Below are 17,511 nucleotides of genomic sequence, written 5' to 3'. Positions count from 1 at the left end.
CTTGAGCTGGCGCCCCTTAAAGCTCTTCTGCCTCTATTGTGGAGCCCCGGCCGGGATTCGAACCCGGGTCCTCCGGCTCTCTCGTCGATTCGAGCGGAATACAAGGCCGGCGCTCTGGCCCGGCTGAGCTACCGGGGCTCCAGGCTCTCCTTCTTAGCGCCTATATATGTGTTCTTGGGCCGACCACCAGGTTTTAAAAGGGCCTCTCCTGCAGCGTGGCTTGTGCCTAGGTGGAGCTTCTCTGTACAGTTGGATCCAGTTCGGACGGCGATAGCTGCCGGACGCGACCTCAGGATATCCTATAAGGATGCGGTCGAAGTCCTTGACGCAATAAGAGGCTTGAGCTTGGAGAGAGCTAAACGCTTCTTAGAGGACGTAATTAACATGCGCAGGCCTGTACCCTACAGGAGGTTCAAGAAAAAGGTGGGCCATAAAACCGGTATGGCGGCTGGCAGATACCCAGTGAAAGCCGCTCGAGCCATTCTACGAGTCCTCAAGGATGCTGAAGCAAACGCGGCTTACAAGGGCTTGGATACCGAGAAGCTATGGGTTGTACACGCCGCCGCTCACAAGGGCACGAAGATTCGGGCGTACATGCCTAGAGCATTTGGTAGAGCAACACCGTGGTTCGAGCAGCTGGTTCACATAGAGATCGGTCTCGAAGAGCGATCCTGAAAACGCTTAAAAAGGCGTTATGACACTGCGCGCAGGCTGAGAAAAACACGGTGGTTGCATGCCCACGCTCGTACAGACGTTCCTGGAGAGAGGGATGCAGTATATGGAGTTGAACGCTTACCTAGCGAGGAAACTAGCACACGCGGGCTACGTGGATGTCCAGCTATTCCGCACGCCTATCGGAACCAGAGTGGTGATCCTCGCGGAAAGGCCTGCAATGGTGATTGGCCGCCGCGGATCGAACATCAAAGAGCTACAGGAAGTGCTAGAGAGCAAGTTCGGCGTGGATAGGCCACAGATAGATGTTGTTGAAGTCGCCAACCCGGACCTCAACGCTAAAATTGTCGCTTACGGTATCGCGCGAGCTATGGTTAGAGGAGTTAGATTCAGGAGAGCAGCATTCGTGGCAATCAGAAGGGTTATGGAGGCGGGTGCAAAAGGAGTAGAAGTTGTGATTAGCGGCAAGCTCTCATCGGAGCGATCTAGGTTCGAGAAGTACACGGCAGGTGTTACCTATAAGTCGGGGAAGCCCAGTGAGTATGTTGACGAAGCTGTCGTTCAAGTGCTACTAAAACCTGGCATTTACGGAGTGAGGGTTAGGATAATGCCGCCAATTGAAATACCTGGCCTTATCAAGACATCTCCATAGGTGCATTGATATGCCCGTGCTCAAAGCGGATGAAATCAGGAAGATGAGCCGGGAAGAAAGGCTGAAGCGGTTAGAGGAGCTGAGAGCTGAGCTAATTAGGTTGCGGACGCAGAGCAGCCGGGGCACCATCGATAACCCTGCAAGGATACGGGAGATACGAAAGGCCATCGCTAGAATACTTACAATAGAGAATGAAGAGGCGCGCAAGAAAGGTTCTCAGTAAAGGGGTGGGCATCTCCCCATCGAACGTATTACTGCATGAGCTAATAGGATTGGAGGCGGAAGTTGCCGAAAGCAAGAATAGGTGTCAGGTGGGAATCAAGGGTAGGATAATTGATGAAACTATGAAAACCATCCTCCTCGAAACGCCGAAAGGTCGGAAGAGGGTTTTCAAGAGTGATGTAAAGCTGCTCTTAAAGCTACCAGACGGCTCTCTCGTACTGGTCGATGGTAAAGAACTACTGGGTAGACCCGAGGATCGGATAAAGAAGAAGCTGCGCAACTGGTGATCAGGACGGGCGTGCTGTTTATAAACGGGTGCTCTGTGGCCGCAGGAATCGTATGAGTAGTACAAGGTTCCGAAACGTCGGTATTCCGGGGTTAAAACCACCTGAGAAGGTATGCGATGATCCTCTCTGCCCATGGCACGGGACGCTGCCCGTGAGGGGGGTGATAATGGAGGTCACGGTAGACAAGGTAAAGATGAATAAGACGGCCGTTGTCATCCATGAGTACCTCCACTATGTGCCAAAGTACATGAGGTATGAAAAACGACGAAAGAAAAAGCACGTGAGGGTTCCTCCCTGCATCGAAGTTAAACCAGGAGATAGGGTAATCATTGGAGAGTGCAGACCCTTGGCGAAGTCGGTGGCCTTCGTTGTCCTGGCTAAGGTTGGGAACCAGACTGCTTCACGAACACCCTCGATAGAGGCAGCTTCAAACTTATAAGGGTCGAACTACGGTGATCAGGCGTGGCGAAACGTGGACCTAAAGTCACCGGGGTATCGTACAGGTTCCATAAAACACCTGGCGTATTTGTAGAAAGTCTAGTCAAAGTGACGGATAACTCGGGAGCTAGGTTAGCCCGAGTGATCGGCGTCCGAGGCGCTAAGACCGTCTGGAGGAGGATACCGGGAGCAGCTGTAGGAGATGTTGTCGTGGTCTCGATCCGCGAGGGAAAGCCGGAGTTGAGGAAGCAGATCCTGCACGGAATCGTAGTGAGGCAGCGCAGACCGTTCAGGCGGCCCGATGGAACGTGGATCGCCTTTGAGGACAACGCCATCGTGCTGATAACTCCGGAGGGGGATCCAAAGGGGAGCGAAATCCACGGGCCTGTGGCCAAGGAAGCCGTAGAGAGACACCCACGACTCGCAACTATGGTCACGATGGTAGTTTGAGAGCATCCACTCGACTCGGCCTACTTTAGAGCAACTTTCACCACGTACAGCTCGTCTGCGAACGCTTCGAATTCGTCCAGGAAGGCAGGGAGTTTACGTAGCGGGACTATGGGAACCCCCTCAAACATCTTCATGACGGTTTCATGAACATCTACTATGACTGGAACCACTCTAGCCTCCCTCCATTTTGCCACCCTAGCTGCTACCTCAACTACTCCAGGCAGCTCGCGTGCGAGCAGCTCGCAGCGAGCCTTGTGCGCGCGAGCTGCTAATCTTAAATGGCTTTCACGCCGGCGAGCCCAACGTTTACAATCCACAGCCAGCACCCATGGTTCGCGCAGTGCTACAACGTCTAGTTCGCGTACTTTTCTAAGAACCTTTAACCGTACATTCAAAAATGTTTCGAAACCGCATTGTTCTAGAATTCTAGAACATAGCTTTTCAAATTCTTTCCATCCTGTTCTTAATGCTAACTCAACTGGATCAAACCTCCTCTTCCAAAGTTCTAGGAGTAAGTCGACGGTGTCTACCACCACTACTTCGCCCCCACTCAGCAGAACCGGAAGTCCCGCCAGAAAAATGCGCAGTGTCTCCTCTGTAACTTTTAGCTCTGCCTGAAGCTCATCCAACTTTAGACGCTGTTTACGCAGGAGCAGTAAGGCGAGGGCGTGAAAGCGCTCTTCCACAGTTAACCGCATAAGGTTTCGCTTCCTTTAAGAGCACGTCTAGCGCAAAAAGCTTAAACCCCTGCTAAGGGAGCACGCAAGGGGGCCCGTGGCGTAGCCTGGTGGCGCGCCCGGCTGATAACCCGTGAGCTCGGGATAGAGACCGGGAGGTCCCGGGTTCGAATCCCGGCGGGCCCATCATATACTGTATTGCGGTCTTTGTGCTAAATTTAGCCTACTTTACCTCTTTCTCCTTCAAGCCCAAAGCAAAGCGAGTCAAGAAATCATTATTTAAGAGCAGAACGGCTCGAGTGCTCATGGGCAAGCTAGGCGCTATGCTGAGATTAGCGCGAATCGATCACGGAGTAATGGCGGCGATCGCAACGCTCGTGGGATACGCTCTTGGTGCGCAGGGTTGGTCAAACATGCAGCTTCTTCCAGCTTGCATAGCAGTCGCAACAACCCTGTCCGTTGAAATAGGGCTTTTCGTCTTTAACGATATTTATAACCTCGAGGAAGATAGAATCAACGCGCCGTGGAGGCCGCTGGTTCGAGGCGACATCGGCGTTAAAGAAGCCTGGATTATCGGCTTAGCATCACTGGTACTGGGAACCGCTCTTTCGTTAAGCTTAGGGGTTATGCCCGCTCTACTTGTAATAGTAGCCGTGGCTTCAGGGATGGCTTACAACGCGAAACTAAAAAGAGCTGGATTGCCAGGAAACATCATCGTGGCCTTTGACACTGCTTTACCGTTCCTCTTCGGAGCTTCCATCCCTAGCGGCTTCAAAATACCCCGGTTAGCCATCCTCCTCACCTCAGTTGCCTTTCTTGCTACTCTAGGTAGGGAAATTCTGAAGGGCATACTAGACATGGAGGGCGATCGCAGAGTCGGGGTTAAGACATTGGCTGTAGTCAAAGGCCCAGCATTCGCAGCAAGAGTGGCCAGCCTCCTGATGCTAGCAGCCGTCGCGGCTAGCCTGCTAGCAATCCCCCTCCTCCCAGAGGAGAAACTCCTCCTTTATGCCTCCACAGTGGCTTTGACCGATGCACTCTTCACCTACGTTTCTTTCTCGCTGCTCCTTCAAAAGAGTGCTGTAGCCGCACGCAGCAGAAAGTTGACACTTCTAGCCATGCTCACCGGGATACTAGCATTCGCAACGACGGCCTGAGGCTACGTAGCAACATTTATACATGCCCGGTAGCGCGGTTTTCCGTGGTCCGACCGTTAAACCCCCTGAAGAAGTTGCTGGAGCCAGCTACGCTCGCGCCGCTCGCCGTAATGTCAGCGCTCCTTCTCGTATCCGGCATTTTCAACGTTCTCTATACATGCCTTCACGATTTAGATCAGTGCGCAGCCGTCCACTCGAGAATTGGACCCGTGCCAGGTACGAGTTTGCAGAACACAACTGAATTCATCCTAAGCTTCATGGGTTACGCAATGATGATTTACGGCTTTTACAATCTTTACGATCTGTACCGGCGTATCAGGAGGGACTTTACTCGAGGAATCGCGATCAGCCTTACTTTGATAATCATCGGTGCGCTGCTCATCGCTGTTATGTACTACGCGAAACGTTAAGCGGATGCCTGCATTAGATAGGCTTTTAACATTTCTAACAAAAAGGTTGGATAGGGGGGTTTTGGTTCTTTACGGTGGACCTGGTACGTTTAGAACTCGGTTAACCCTCCTCCTAGGCGAGCAGTTAGCACCATCCGTTTACATAGGTGCCGGCCGACATGCTCGTTTAAAGGTGACCCTTCGCGATGTTGAGGTTCGAGCTGCAACATCGTTTTACGATGAACTGTTAACCGCAATAGAGTGCATAGGGTTCTGCAAGCAGAAGAAAGTAAAGCTGGTGGCAATAGACGAGTTCATGGCCAACCTAGTGCCGTACAGGGCTTCGTTGAGTGAAAGTTACGTGTATCGGATGGCGTTAACGGAGGTAAGCGTTCTCAGCTTGGCTGTGGAGGCGGGATGCAAGGTCTTACTCGTATGTGCTGAGGATTACAGAACGGGCGGACCCTTAACCATCAAAATACTGCGGAGGCTTAAGCCTAGGCTTGTGCGAACTATAGTCGAGAATGAAGTTTTAACCCTTGAAGAGCGCGACCTAGCCGACCCGCTCATAGCCCTAGGACGGTTTGAGATAAGCGTTAGAGAGGTAGAGGAAGCTTGCGAAGCCTTACGTCAGAACTAACGCGGAGGAGCTTGGAGATTACCGTTAAAGACCCTCGAGCCGTCCAAAAAGTGTACTCATGGTTGCGCGAGTTGGGACTTGAATCATTAGTTGAGGTAAGCACGACTGGAATCGAAGTACCGGACGCCGTCCTAAGTTCAGGGGACCCGGCAGTTTTCGCTTGCTGGCTTGCGATGACCCTCACAGCGACAAAAAGAGTAGCCCTCGGAGTCGATTTGGGCTCCAGGCACCTGGGGCTTGCCGTCGTGATTGGAGGAGTACTGGCTTTCTCGAGCGTTGCACGAAATCCCAAGAGGCTTGTTCACGTGATATCAGCCCTTGTAGGCCTCGGAGCAGAAGTACACGTTCGTATAGGGTATTCTAGCCATCTCGCTGCTTTGGCCAAAGAACTTTATAAGAAACTCGAAGCAGTAGGTGCTCAGGTCGAGCTTTTAGGAAACGAACAGGTAAAGGAAAGCGTAATACTTGGTGACTTTACACAACTGGGTAAGCTATCAAGCCACGAGCTGGACGCGCTCAAGATCGCACTTGCACGTGATGCAGGCACATCGCGTAGTCACGCTTCTTTCCATAGACACGTTTCCAACTAGCCAATTTTAATAATAACTTAATCAAACACTAGGTTGCCTGCTCAAGTGACAAAAGCTTAAAATAGCTTCAGCTAGACGAGACAGTGCGCCGGGGTAGCTCAGCCCGGTGGAGCGCCCGGCTGTTAGCCGAATTATGTTAAGGAATGGATAGAAACCGGGAGGTCCCGGGTTCGAATCCCGGCCCCGGCGCCACGGATCTAATCTCATCAGTCTATAAGGTAAGGTTACTTGTTTCAAACTTGTTTATAATTGTTAGTATAAATTTACAATCGAATATGTTTACATTGATGATAAGTTTTAGTCGCGTGGTTGGGGAGTCATCGCGTGCAAAATTTAAATATGTGGGTGTTACACGCCTATTGGCGCCGAGCCGGCCATAGGGCGACTGGAAACGCCCGGTCTCGTCAGATCCCGGAAGCTAAGCAGTCGCCCGCCGCCGCGAGTACTGGGGTCTGCGGCCCCGGGAAAGCGCGGTGCTGGCTACGGCGCCCCGACTAGCGCTAAAATCTTATTGGTCTACTGCCTTACGGTACTTTTTTAAATAGGGCAGACTTCTACTTTTTAGAAGCTGAGTCCAGGTGCAGGGAATGCCGAATCGATCATGCGATACGTGCACTTACTATTTGCGCAGGGCGAATTATTGTGCATTGCTGGCGGTTAAGGTTAAGGACCCGAAGAATCCGCCTTGCGAGGCTGAAGAAGGGGGGAGCAACAGTCGCGGGATCGCTGAGGTGAGTACCGCTCCCAGCGCTGCAAGCAGCGTCTCCACGAATTTCGGGCCTGTTCCTACGGTAACGTCTCCTCCAAATCCTTCACCGGTAGCCGTCGATACGCAGTTACGGCAGGTGCAACCTCAACCCGTCGCACAGCAGGTTATGGTTCCTGCTGAGGCTTACAGGAGTTTTGAGGACCAGTTTGAAGTTGTTCCCACGACGTTAACGGGCTTCGATTACGCTAGCACGGGTATTCGAGAGCTTGACGAAGCCCTGGGAGGCGGCTTCATAAGGGGGAAGACCTACCTTGTTGCGGGTGAGACTGGCTGTGGCAAAACTATCTTCTCGATACAGTTTCTTCTAACGGGCGTTCTTTTGTACGATGAGCCGGGCGTCTACATAGCTATAGATGAACCCGCAGAGCAGCTGTTAAAAGGGCTGAAGCGCTTCGGGTGGGATGTCAGCGAGCTCATAAGAAGAAAGAAACTAGTGTTCCTAGACATGAGGACGCACTTTAGCAAGATATACCTACGTGAGGAGAGGAGAAAAATCGAGCCCAAGTTTATCATAGAGTCGATACTCAACGCGGCGAAGAAAATCAAGGCGAAACGTCTAGTCATAGACCCAATCGCACCGTTAATTTATGGCGGTTCGCAAGAAGACGTGCTTTACGTGAGGGAGTTCCTCCGCGAAATGGTGTTTGCGATAGAGAGCCTAGGGACGTTAACCACCGTGATGACAAGCGAAATTCCCACTGGGAGCAAGCAGCTGAGCCGATTTGGAGTTGAGGAGTTCCTGGCATCGGGCATAATCGTGCTGGGATTAGAGGAGTTAAAAGGCGATATCGTGCGAGTCATGTACTTGAGGAAGGCGCGGTGGGCTCCAGCTAAGCCTACAAAGTTCATCTTCGATATAGTCCCCGCAACGGGTATCGTAATCAGAGGGCTTTACCGAGAAATGGTGTAACGACGGGTCCTCCCCGCGTCTTCTATAGCCCTTACAATAGAGGTCAGCTTGGAGTACAGATCCCCCTCTTCCTCGACTATCGTTCCCGTCACTATGATGTCCGCTCCAGCCGCTACAGCAGCTCTTGCCAACTCTGGAGTTCGTATGCCTCCACCTGTTATCAGCGGGATTTCAACGTTTTTGTCGATTGCCTCAATCAACGCTGGGGGTACGGGTTCACCACCAGACCCTCCCTCGAGGTACAGGAACCTGAAGCCCATGTATTGCGCTGCGAGAGCGAATGCTACGGCTATTTCGGGTCTATCGTACGGTATCAGCCTAGCTTGACTAACGTAACCCACAGTGCCGCCGACGCCCATCACCAGGTATGCTAGGGGAAGCGCCTCTAAGCCGTACCGTTTGACGATGGGTGCCCCCTGCATTTGGCCAAGCACGATGAAGTACGGGTTCATGGAGTTGAGAACGGAAATGAACCACACTGCGTCAGCGAACCTACTTAGGTTGGTGGGCGAGCCGGGGAAGAGTATTACTGGGAGATCGCATACTTCTTTGACGGAAAGGACGACCTCGTCAACCATGTGCTCAGACACCCCGACGCTCCCACCCACCATTACTGCTGCAGAGCCCGCGCTCGCTGCAGCCTTCGCTACCTCCTTGGCTTGCTCACCTCCCATCCGTGCGGGATCTATCAGGACCATGTGGATTGCTCCACGCTCGTTAATTGCATCAAGGATGTACTTCTCAACCTTACCCATGCTCGCTCACCAGAGAACTTTCATACGCATCGAGGAATTTCGCGTAGTAGTCTACCGGCTGGTAGAACTCGCGATACTCGAAGTCAGCTGAAAGCCCGCAAGTGACGCATCTAACTTGCACTAGTCCACCGCTCTTGTCTGTAACCACACTCACGCTTACCGAGCCGCAACGGGGGCATTGAAACACTTTCGGTAACGTGCGACGGGGTCGTAGCTTGATCCTTTTTCTGCTCTTCCTCCTACCCATCGCACAGCGATGCACTGCTCCGTCTTAAAATGTTTGCCTTCCCCATGGCTCCTGTGATGGCCCGCCAGCCTTCAGCCTAAGATCGGTGACCGCGAGTATGCGGTCACCACTCAAGTAGCCCTCTAGCTCCACATCGGATCCTCTTATCTCCTCTTGAATGTAGGCTAGCAGCTTCGGTAGCACGCCCAGGATAGCCTGCTCCCTGATGTCATCCCAGCCAGCTCCTAGCAGCTCCTCCACATGATCCATGTCGCTAACCACCGCGCGCGCATATCCTGTACCGTCATCAACGTTGATGACTGCCCCTATCACTAGGCTCCCGTCCTTCAGAATCTTGTGCTTGAAAGAGACGGACAGAACGGTGGCTTCGGTCCTTACGTAGCAGCCGGTGGACGATAGGTTGTCCACGAGCGCTTTGGGAGAGTGCTGTTGCTCCAATATGCGTAGGTGGTAGAAGGGATTTAACCTTAGGCCCCGCGGAGTGTAATAAACGCCTTTAAGCTCCAGCAGGGTAGCTGGCTTAACGTGTCTTAGTTCGTTCACAAGGTTTTCATCGTACGTTAGAATGCTTGTACTGTGATGTTGACCACACAGAATTAGGGTGAGCTTATTATACGATGAAGGAATTACTGCTGCGTAACGACCTCTTACGGCGAAAACATTAACGGGCAGCTCTTCATCAATATCCAAATCCACCTGTTTGAAGCCTATTGTGTCGACATTCGTGTTTCCAGTAACAAAAACCCTTGATGTACGCGTTAGTTTATATCTCGCAAGACCCCCCGTTAGCTTCCTAGGCTCTTGAATCAGCACCGTGTCGCCACGCTGGATCTGTGGGGCTGAAGGAGAGGGGATTAGTACGCAGACGGGGGCTCCGTTACTGACCCCGTACACCGCTAAGCCGTTTTTGCCGACTACTACTTCATGGACTAGCAGTTTGAGGATGTCGATGTTGTGAGCCCCGACTAGCTCGTCAAAAGAGGGGATTGTAGGATCCTCGATTCTTTCGACAGTGCTGCCTTCCCCGATCTTCACTTCCACACGTCCTTTGTACTTAACGACAGCTGCCCGATTTATCAGGATACAATCCCCGGGCTTCACCTCTCTGGCTATTCGTTCCGCGGTCTCGCCCCACGCCACACAGTCTACGCAGGCGGTTTCATCGGCTACAGTGATTTTTACCATCATCCTACCGTCAGGGAACCTCCAGTCAAACACCTTCAGTACGCGCGCCATTACTCGAACATTCTGCAAGCCCGGTATCAGATCTCTTAGGGGGAGCCTCGCTTTGCTTGGTAGGGGCGATTGGGGGAGTGGTACACCCAGCTCCCGCGCTACTAGCAACGCTGCGGCATCCTCATCGATCAACCCCTCCAGCTCCTTTATCCTCTCCTCGATCATTTTGAGAACATGTAGCTTTGTCAGTTCAGGCTTATGCGACAGAATATGATCTATGATCCTGGAGACCGCTTGCCGCGCATCTAGAACGTCGTTTCCGTAGTTGTCCTGCATGACTCTGCTGCTCGGTAGAAATCAAGTCCGAGGCATTTAAAGCATCTGCTCCCTTGCGTACACGTTTTAACTGGCATTGAGTAGGGTGAGCCCCGCGCACGACCGGATTTAAAGCGGAGAACTACGCACTCGATGAGAGGGCAAGGACAAAAATTGTAATGGCGCAAAACCTTTATAGATCATCGGCCTGGAGAGGCGAGAGAAATGTCAACGGTCGTAATCGGGGAAATTAAGCTGCCGGTTTCAGAGGCGTTCCGCATCTCCCTGGAGAACGTACGGCGGCGCTTTACCAGAGTTGCGATAACGACTGCCTCCGTAACATTAGGTATAGCCTTCTTTGTCTCCCTCATGATGATGGCTTCGTTCCAAGCGCTGGCCGGCGGAGCTGGCATTCAACCATACATGTACTGGCTCCTCTTCATCTCTCTCCTCGTATGCGGCGTAGGCATAACTAACAGCATGCTGATAGCGGTGGCAGAAAGGTACAAGGAGATAGGCACGTACAAGTGCCTCGGGGCTTTGGATCGTCACATCCTCGAGCTATTCCTTCTGGAGGCTTTACTGGTGGGCGGAATTGGAGGATTAGCCGGCTACGCGGTCGGGCTTATAGCAGCTCTAGTGTACGCGGCCGTTAACCCAGCAGTAGGTATTTCAAACGCGGTCAGTGCTATGGTGCACACGAATCCCACTATACCGCTTGCTAACGTGCTGCCGGTCGCCGTAGCAATGCTTGTACTCGGGGTCGGTATCGCTATGCTCCTCAGCTTAATTGCTACCCTTTACCCGGCGTACTATGCTGCGCGGCTCAGCCCCGCTGAAGCCCTACGCTACGAGATCTAGAAAACGTAATATACCCCCCGTATCATGTATCGGGGTGAAGAGGGATGGCGCTCAGGTACGAGTACACGGTTGAGACTGAAGATCTAGCAAAGTACTACAAAATGGGACCTTACATTGTCAAAGCCTTGGACGGTGTTAACTTAAAAATAAGGAGAGGAGAGTATGTGTCCATCATGGGCCCCTCGGGAGCCGGTAAAACCACCCTTTTCAACATGATAGGGGGGCTTGATCGACCTACACGAGGGAGGGTTTACATAGATGAGGTGGACATCAGCAAGCTCGACGCGTACGAGCTCGCCTGGCTCAGGGCGAGAAAAATCGGTTACATCTTCCAGACTTTCAACCTTATCCCGGTTTTAACCGCGATGGAGAACGTGATGCTGCCCATGATCTTCGCCGGAGTTAGGAGAGAGGAGAGGATCCGGAAGGCTAGAGAGCTGCTTGAGCGCGTTGGGCTTGGGGATCGGCTTTACCACCGGCCGACGGAGTTGAGTGGTGGTCAGCAGCAGAGGGTTGCAATCGCTAGAGCCCTCGCCAACGACCCCGCAATCATCCTCGCCGACGAGCCCACCGGCAACCTCGACCTGCAGACCGGCCTGGAAATCATAAATCTGTTGAGACAGTTGAATAAGGAGAGAGGGGTTACGATCGTAACGGCCACCCACGACCTCAAGATGATCGATGTCAGTGACAGGATCGTTTACCTCAGGGACGGTAGGGTTGAAAGGATCGAAACGAGAGCAGAGATAGCCGTAGAGGCGGAAGAGGCTTAGGATAGCAAGCCTTTAATTATGAGAGGGTAATAACTGTTTTTAAAGTGCTCGAAGCTTACGTGTACTTCGGGAACTGAGGAACCGGCAATTTCATAAGCTGCAAGGTGTACGCAACGCTCGCTCAATCTCCTGGTAAACACGTTAAAGAAGAAGCTAGAGCAGCTGCAAAAAATGGGAGGCAGCAACAAGTATAATCTATCTAACTTTGTTCCGTAAGCGAGGTGTAAAGTTACTCCGAGTTCTTCAATGCGCACCCTAAGCAGACGCCTTTCACTGAGGAGCTTTTGAGCGGCTCTTTCCATCAGCTTTCGCCCTGATATGCCCCTCCGTAACCAACAGATGCTCCTTGGACACGTATAAACATTAGTTGGACTACTCTAGCGTTGCGCTCCAGCACTATGCCTGAGTCATTATAGACAACGAGCAACGCGCGACTACGCCCCCTATAACCGGGATCCCAAACCGCAGTTTCAACGCTAGCACCACATCTGATCAAGCTGGATCGGGGTTTAGCTATCGCAGCGATACCCAACGGTAAATTCACAATTTCATTAAACACCAGAACATATGCACCCTTGCTCAGGTGAACGCGACCATCAGGTTCGAAGGGTATAGGTTCAGTGTCGGGAAGAACCCTTCCTCTGTTGTCAAAATCTATATGACCCACGCCCTTAAACCTTCGCACTTCCTTTAAAGTTAGGTCAAAACCTGCCGGTTGAAGCTGAACGTTCAGATCCACCCAACCTTCGATAAGTGGGGGCTGTGATTCCAGTATCAACTTCAGCAGCTCATCTCTACCTAGTATCATCCCGTTAGCCGTATGAAAGTGATCCCAGTTTAAGCTAACGTTAAGGTACGAGTCTGTGCCGGTCACGCGGGAAAAGCACCACTTCTCTAATGTTCTGAGAGCCGGTTATAACCATGACTAGTCTATCTAGACCCATTCCGAAACCGCCGTGAGGGGGCATCCCATACTTAAATGCCTTAAGGTAGAAGTCAAAATCGCTTGGATTCAATCCCTTTTCCAACATGTTCTGAACAAGTTTATCATAGTCGTGCTCCCTCTGTCCACCAGAAGCTAATTCCAACCCTCTGTAATCGAGATCAAATGAGGCGCTTACATCCCCCCTACGCATTATATAGAAGGGCTTGGCCTGCCAAGGATACTCCACGATGAAGTATGCGTCATACCCCTCCTCAACCATTGCTTGGCCGATCACTCTCTCTTCGTCGCTTCCAAAGTCCTGCCCCCACTCTACATGGAACCCTCTAGCCTTCAGAATCTCAAGTGCTTCATCGTACGTTAATCGCTTGAAGGGTGAACGAGGAGCCCTCAGTTCTACGCCCAGTTCTCGAAGCTCTCGAGTGGCATTCGTTTGAAGGTATTCAAAAACGTGGATGACGAGCTTCTCCAAAAGTGTCATGACGTCTTCAGGCCCCCTTATGAACGCCATTTCGACGTCGATCCCCCAGCTCTCGTTAAGATGCCTACTAGTGCTAAAAGGTTCGGCTCTGAAGTAGGGCGTTATCTCGAACACTCGGGAGCACCCGCACATGAGCATCTGCTTGTATAGCTGGGGGCTTTGAGCCAGGTACGCAGTTCCACCGAAGTAGTCAATCCTGAATAGAGTAGCTCCGCCCTCTGCACCCGCTCCGCAAATCTTGGGGGTATGCACCTCGAGGAACCCTAGACCTTCCAGAAACTCGCGTACAGCCCTAATTACCATAGCCCTAACCCTGAAAAGCGCGCGCTGCCGGGGAATCCGCAGCGCTACGTAGCGGTGCTCAATGAGAGTATCGAGCAGAGCAGGTGTTTTACCGGTTGGATCGAGTGGGAGAAGGTCTTGCGGCTCAGCGACGATCCTGAGCTCGTGAGCCCGCACTTCGATGCCTCTCTTGCTGATTTGCGCCGCTGGTACGTCACCTATCACACTAATAGCTGTACCGACTTTAATCTTCGCTACTGCTTTCCAAGCTTCCGGGTTTTCATCACGCTTAACGACAACGGTGTAAAGCTGCAGGTCGACTCCATCAATCACCTCTAAGAAAGCTATTCCACCCAGAGTTCTTACAGAATTAACCCAACCGTTGATTTGAACCCGCCCTTCCTGCACGATCCTTCCCCAGCGATCATCTCGTTCATAAATTCATCTATTTCCCTACTATCTTTCGATCGTGGGCTCGGACGCTCTGGAGATCAGTGTGGGGATGGAGAGGAAAAGCCCGCTGCAGAGTCTGCGCGGGTGGAGAAGGGGAGGGAAAAGGGAAAAAACACTTAATTCTCAGTCGCTCAACGACTACAGTTATGTGGGCCTTCATACGACCCGCTCTCAGCCGGACTACCACCACGTTGCCCCTCTCCAATCAGCGCGAAGGCCACGCCGCCTGACCTCAGGCTGACCATTTTGAAAGCCCTCAACGCCTCAACCAGTGCGCTTAGCTGCACGTTCACTTAAAGCTCCTTTTCGCAGCTTTCCAGCAGAGCTAGGAAGCCACCCGTGCGATTAAGGTGCGACCCCATCGATCAGCGCCCCATCGCCGGAGCGCCGTAAAGCGGGCGAGCAAGCCGCTCTCAAGGCAGTCGACCCCACGACACTCGCTCCACAGCCAAAACCAGGGAGAGCGAGGGCGACCTTAGAGACGAAAGCCTATGAAGGGAAGGGGGGAGCAGGTGGTGCGGAGCAGGTAACGACAGTCTTATCTCCCGGTCGAGACTTAATCCCCCTGTGAGCTCGCAGAGGGCAAAGGCACTGTACTTGCTTGACGTGGAGTATGACGGCAAGCTTGGTAAGGCTGTCATGAAATTCTACGACGAAGAAGAGGGCAGAATAGTCGAGCTGCCAGATGCCAACGGACATAAGCCTTACCTCCTCACGGATCTCCCGCCTGAAGAGCTGGTGCAAAAGTACCCTGACGTACTGAAGCACAGGGGGTTTGATCACTTAGAAGTGGTTGAGAAGTACGATCCCCTCCAGGATAGAACCGTATTAATGACTAAAGTTGTAGCAAGAGACCCGCTGTCTATTGGTGGAACTCGCGGAGCGCTGAGGGAGTTGCTTAAGGATCACGCTTGGGAGGCTAGAATCAGGTATCACCACTGCTACGCATACGATATGGGGCTAATTCCTGGGATGCCCTACGTGCTGTCCGGCGAAGGGGTGAAGGCTGTTGAAGTAGAAATCCCTGAAAGCATTGTCGCCGAATTGAGGAAACTCTACGGTAATGATGAAGAGCAACTTCGTAGAGCTTTAGAGTGGGCGAAGCTCTTCCAGGCGCCTGTTCCACACATCAAGCGTGTCTCGCTCGACATAGAGGTCTATTCGCCGGAGCCCAACAGAGTCCCTAGGCCCAACGAGGCTCCCTACCCAGTGATAGCGGTTTCTCTCTGTGCATCGGACGGGTATAAGCGCACTCTGCTATTGGTGCGCCCGGACCTGGGCGACCCCATTCCGCTTGAGAACGTCGAGTACTTCAACAGTGAGCGCGAGTTATTGCGGAGAACATTTGAAATCCTGAGAAAATACCCCGTAGTACTCACGTTCAATGGCGACGCATTCGACCTGCCTTACCTTAGGGTCCGAGCCCTCAAGCTCGGCTTTAGCGAGGAGGAAATCCCAGTAAAGTGGGAGCGTGGTGCTGATCGCGCGAGGCTAAAAGGCTCGCTTCACATAGATCTCTACAAGTTCTTCACTAATAAGTCGATGAAGACCTACGCTTTCGGGGGGAAGTACAGAGAAGGACGTTCCTTGGACGAAATTTCCGAGGCACTTCTAGGGGTGGGAAAGGTCAAACCGGATAAGCCGATCCCCTCGTTAAGCTACACGGAGCTAGCGAAATACAGCTTAAGGGACGCTGAGTTAACTTACGCTTTGACGTCCTTCAACGACGACTTGGTACTAAAGCTCATGGTGCTCATGATAAGAATCTCTAAGCTCGGCGTGGAGGATCTAACAAGGCACAACATATCTACATGGATTCGCAGCCTCCTCCACTATGAACATAGAAGGCGGGGGTACCTGATACCCAACGAGGAGGATATCCGCAAGTACAAGGGTTACACAGACACTCGCGCCGTCATAAAGGGGAAAAAGTATCTTGGAGCGGTCGTAATCGACCCACCAAAGGGTATTTTCTTCAACGTGACGGTCGTCGACTTCGCATCGCTATATCCGTCAGTAATCAAAAGGTGGAATCTTTCTTACGAAACGGTAAGGTGTCCACACGAAGACTGTAAGAGCAACACGATACCCGGGTTGAGCCACTGGGTGTGCACGAAGCGAAAGGGCATAATGTCGGAGATCGTTGGCTTCCTCAGGGATTTCAGAGTTCACATCTATAAGAGACTCGCCAAAACGGAAGAAGATCCCGTGAGGAAGAGGCATTACGACGTCGTACAAAGCGCGCTTAAGGTCTTCATCAACGCGAGCTACGGTGTCTTCGGGGCCGAAACCTTCCCCTTGTACTGTCCACCGGTAGCAGAAGCAACGACAGCGCTGGGGCGTTACCTGATGGTTCAAACTTTGAGGAAAGCACTGGAACTGGGTTTACCAGTCCTATATGGTGACACAGACTCCCTCTTCCTCTGGAACCCCCAGTCGAGTAAGCTAGAAGAGTTAATCAACTGGGTGAGAGAACTGCAGGTTGACCTGGACGTCGACAAAAGGTATGTGTGGGTCGCGTTCAGCGGCCGCAAGAAAAACTACGTAGGGATTCTCGACAATGGGCTAGTTGACGCCAAAGGGATTGTCGGTAAGAAACGAAACACTCCAGAACTGATCAAGAGTTTCGTGATGCAGGTCATAGATCTTCTGGGTACAGCTAACGATCTTCAACAACTGGATAACGCTATTGAAGAGTTAAAGAAATTCACATACGAGTATTACATGAAGCTGAAAAGGAAGGAAGTAGCTCTTAACGACCTTGTATTCAAAGTAGCTTTAACGAAGCCGCTGGCAAGCTACGTGAAAACCACTCCTCAACACGTTAAAGCGGCCAGGCAGTTGCAAAGGGTAGGTATGAAGGTAGAAGTGGGAGACATCATTTTCTTCGTCAAGGTTAGGGGGAGTGAAGGGGTCAAAGCAGTTCAGCTGGCAAGAATAGACGAGATCGATCCAGACAAATACATAGAGCACCTGAGGACGGCTTTGGAGCAAGTTCTAGAGGCTTTAGGAACGTCATTCGATGAAATCATAACAGGAACACAATTGCTCTAAGCCAGGCTACTGCTCAACGCGTCAGCTATTCTGCGCCGCGCCCCCTCAAAGTCTGGTTTTCCATTTTCATCGAGAGGCACTCGTGTGAGTACATGCACAATTTGCCCCTCACTTTCGATGAATACTTGAGGCACATCCGCACCCCCCAGTTCATCCACTTCCCCATACCTGGTCAAGTAGACCCAATCATCTTTCCTTACTTCGAACTGAACCCCAGCCTTAGCAGCCTCTTCTTCGCATATTTTAGCTACCTTGTCGGAAAAGGGTGCCCAATCCGTGGTCACAAGCACCAGCTTTTTGGAACCACCCTGCATAAGG

At 52.0% G+C, this 17,511-nt stretch carries 21 protein-coding genes, 3 tRNA genes and 1 rRNA gene; 17 read left to right on the top strand and 8 right to left on the bottom strand.

What is annotated here, in order from left to right; translation table 11 throughout:
* Positions 1-39: 39 nt before the first annotated feature.
* Positions 40-138: transfer RNA gene (locus QXF46_02780), tRNA-Thr, on the bottom strand.
* An 84-nt stretch (positions 139-222) separates the two neighbouring features.
* On the opposite strand from QXF46_02780, the gene QXF46_02775 reads away from it, so the two are divergent.
* The 6 genes from QXF46_02775 to QXF46_02750 are packed head-to-tail and all read left to right on the top strand — an operon-like array spanning position 223 to position 2,721.
* On the top strand, positions 223-675 hold the full coding sequence (locus QXF46_02775) for a 50S ribosomal protein L22 (GenBank protein ID MEM0225776.1): 453 nt from the start codon (positions 223-225) through the stop codon (positions 673-675).
* Between the two features lie 58 nt (positions 676-733).
* Positions 734-1,324, top strand: a complete 591-nt coding sequence (locus tag QXF46_02770; protein ID MEM0225775.1) for a 30S ribosomal protein S3 — start codon at positions 734-736, stop codon at positions 1,322-1,324.
* 10 nt (positions 1,325-1,334) lie between these two features.
* Positions 1,335-1,547, top strand: coding sequence for a 50S ribosomal protein L29 (rpmC, locus tag QXF46_02765; GenBank protein ID MEM0225774.1), 213 nt, complete (start codon positions 1,335-1,337; stop codon positions 1,545-1,547).
* A complete protein-coding gene (locus QXF46_02760; protein MEM0225773.1) occupies positions 1,516-1,833 on the top strand; it encodes a ribonuclease P protein component 1 in 318 nt (105 codons plus the stop codon). The genes rpmC and QXF46_02760 overlap by 32 nt, the downstream gene beginning before the upstream one ends.
* 52 nt (positions 1,834-1,885) lie before the next feature.
* Positions 1,886-2,272 (top strand): 30S ribosomal protein S17, encoded by a 387-nt coding sequence (locus QXF46_02755; protein MEM0225772.1) that lies wholly within the window; start codon positions 1,886-1,888, stop codon positions 2,270-2,272.
* A gap of 23 nt (positions 2,273-2,295) precedes the next feature.
* Positions 2,296-2,721: a 50S ribosomal protein L14 gene (locus tag QXF46_02750; protein MEM0225771.1), complete on the top strand. Its 426-nt coding sequence runs from the start codon at positions 2,296-2,298 to the stop codon at positions 2,719-2,721.
* A gap of 20 nt (positions 2,722-2,741) precedes the next feature.
* On the opposite strand, the gene QXF46_02745 is transcribed toward QXF46_02750, so the two are convergent.
* Positions 2,742-3,407, bottom strand: coding sequence for a hypothetical protein (locus QXF46_02745; GenBank protein ID MEM0225770.1), 666 nt, complete (start codon positions 3,405-3,407; stop codon positions 2,742-2,744).
* 82 nt (positions 3,408-3,489) lie between these two features.
* On the opposite strand from QXF46_02745, the gene QXF46_02740 reads away from it, so the two are divergent.
* From QXF46_02740 to QXF46_02705, 8 genes are all read left to right on the top strand, one after another.
* A tRNA-Ile gene (locus QXF46_02740) sits at positions 3,490-3,584 on the top strand.
* A 119-nt stretch (positions 3,585-3,703) separates the two neighbouring features.
* Complete coding sequence (locus QXF46_02735) at positions 3,704-4,555, top strand: UbiA family prenyltransferase (GenBank protein MEM0225769.1); 852 nt, start codon at positions 3,704-3,706, stop codon at positions 4,553-4,555.
* 44 nt (positions 4,556-4,599) lie between these two features.
* Positions 4,600-4,965 carry a hypothetical protein gene (locus QXF46_02730; protein MEM0225768.1) on the top strand — a complete coding sequence of 122 codons (366 nt, stop codon included), beginning with the start codon at positions 4,600-4,602 and terminating at the stop codon, positions 4,963-4,965.
* A gap of 46 nt (positions 4,966-5,011) precedes the next feature.
* Positions 5,012-5,584 carry a hypothetical protein gene (locus tag QXF46_02725; GenBank protein ID MEM0225767.1) on the top strand — a complete coding sequence of 191 codons (573 nt, stop codon included), beginning with the start codon at positions 5,012-5,014 and terminating at the stop codon, positions 5,582-5,584.
* Positions 5,585-5,595: 11 nt separating this feature from the next.
* Positions 5,596-6,174, top strand: a complete 579-nt coding sequence (locus QXF46_02720) for a hypothetical protein (GenBank protein ID MEM0225766.1) — start codon at positions 5,596-5,598, stop codon at positions 6,172-6,174.
* A gap of 87 nt (positions 6,175-6,261) precedes the next feature.
* Positions 6,262-6,366 (top strand) — tRNA-Asn (locus QXF46_02715).
* A gap of 174 nt (positions 6,367-6,540) precedes the next feature.
* A 5S ribosomal RNA gene (gene rrf, locus QXF46_02710) occupies positions 6,541-6,659 on the top strand.
* A 162-nt stretch (positions 6,660-6,821) separates the two neighbouring features.
* Entirely contained in the window at positions 6,822-7,853 is a 1,032-nt protein-coding gene (locus tag QXF46_02705) for an ATPase domain-containing protein (GenBank protein MEM0225765.1), read from the top strand.
* Here QXF46_02705 and QXF46_02700 read toward each other — a convergent pair.
* From QXF46_02700 to QXF46_02690, 3 genes are read right to left on the bottom strand one after another with little or no spacing between them, the layout of a single operon-like run.
* Positions 7,835-8,608, bottom strand: a complete 774-nt coding sequence (locus QXF46_02700) for a geranylgeranylglyceryl/heptaprenylglyceryl phosphate synthase (GenBank protein MEM0225764.1) — start codon at positions 8,606-8,608, stop codon at positions 7,835-7,837. The genes QXF46_02705 and QXF46_02700 overlap by 19 nt on opposite strands.
* Positions 8,601-8,855 (bottom strand): hypothetical protein, encoded by a 255-nt coding sequence (locus QXF46_02695; protein MEM0225763.1) that lies wholly within the window; start codon positions 8,853-8,855, stop codon positions 8,601-8,603. Before QXF46_02695 ends, QXF46_02700 begins: the two co-directional genes overlap by 8 nt.
* 24 nt (positions 8,856-8,879) lie before the next feature.
* The gene (locus QXF46_02690; GenBank protein MEM0225762.1) at positions 8,880-10,367 is read right to left on the bottom strand and encodes a DUF2240 family protein; all 1,488 of its coding nucleotides are present in this window, start codon (positions 10,365-10,367) and stop codon (positions 8,880-8,882) included.
* Between the two features lie 204 nt (positions 10,368-10,571).
* On the opposite strand from QXF46_02690, the gene QXF46_02685 reads away from it, so the two are divergent.
* On the top strand, positions 10,572-11,207 hold the full coding sequence (locus QXF46_02685) for an FtsX-like permease family protein (protein MEM0225761.1): 636 nt from the start codon (positions 10,572-10,574) through the stop codon (positions 11,205-11,207).
* A gap of 44 nt (positions 11,208-11,251) precedes the next feature.
* A complete protein-coding gene (locus QXF46_02680; protein MEM0225760.1) occupies positions 11,252-11,980 on the top strand; it encodes an ABC transporter ATP-binding protein in 729 nt (242 codons plus the stop codon).
* A gap of 301 nt (positions 11,981-12,281) precedes the next feature.
* Here QXF46_02680 and QXF46_02675 read toward each other — a convergent pair whose 3' ends face one another.
* Positions 12,282-12,788 (bottom strand): deoxyuridine 5'-triphosphate nucleotidohydrolase, encoded by a 507-nt coding sequence (locus QXF46_02675; protein MEM0225759.1) that lies wholly within the window; start codon positions 12,786-12,788, stop codon positions 12,282-12,284.
* Positions 12,789-12,828: 40 nt separating this feature from the next.
* Positions 12,829-14,094, bottom strand: a complete 1,266-nt coding sequence (aspS, locus tag QXF46_02670; protein ID MEM0225758.1) for an aspartate--tRNA(Asn) ligase — start codon at positions 14,092-14,094, stop codon at positions 12,829-12,831.
* Positions 14,095-14,679: 585 nt separating this feature from the next.
* Between aspS and QXF46_02665 the strand changes: the two genes are divergently transcribed.
* The gene (locus QXF46_02665; protein ID MEM0225757.1) at positions 14,680-17,193 is read left to right on the top strand and encodes a DNA-directed DNA polymerase I; all 2,514 of its coding nucleotides are present in this window, start codon (positions 14,680-14,682) and stop codon (positions 17,191-17,193) included.
* Here the strand turns inward: QXF46_02665 and QXF46_02660 are convergent.
* Complete coding sequence (locus QXF46_02660) at positions 17,190-17,507, bottom strand: hypothetical protein (protein MEM0225756.1); 318 nt, start codon at positions 17,505-17,507, stop codon at positions 17,190-17,192. The genes QXF46_02665 and QXF46_02660 overlap by 4 nt on opposite strands.
* Positions 17,508-17,511 lie beyond the last annotated feature (4 nt).

This window comes from Thermofilaceae archaeon, from assembly GCA_038731975.1.
GTDB lineage: Archaea > Thermoproteota > Thermoprotei > Thermofilales > Thermofilaceae > JANXEW01.
Note: the sequence above shows the minus strand (reverse complement) of the source record. Positions and strands in the feature narration are given on the sequence as shown.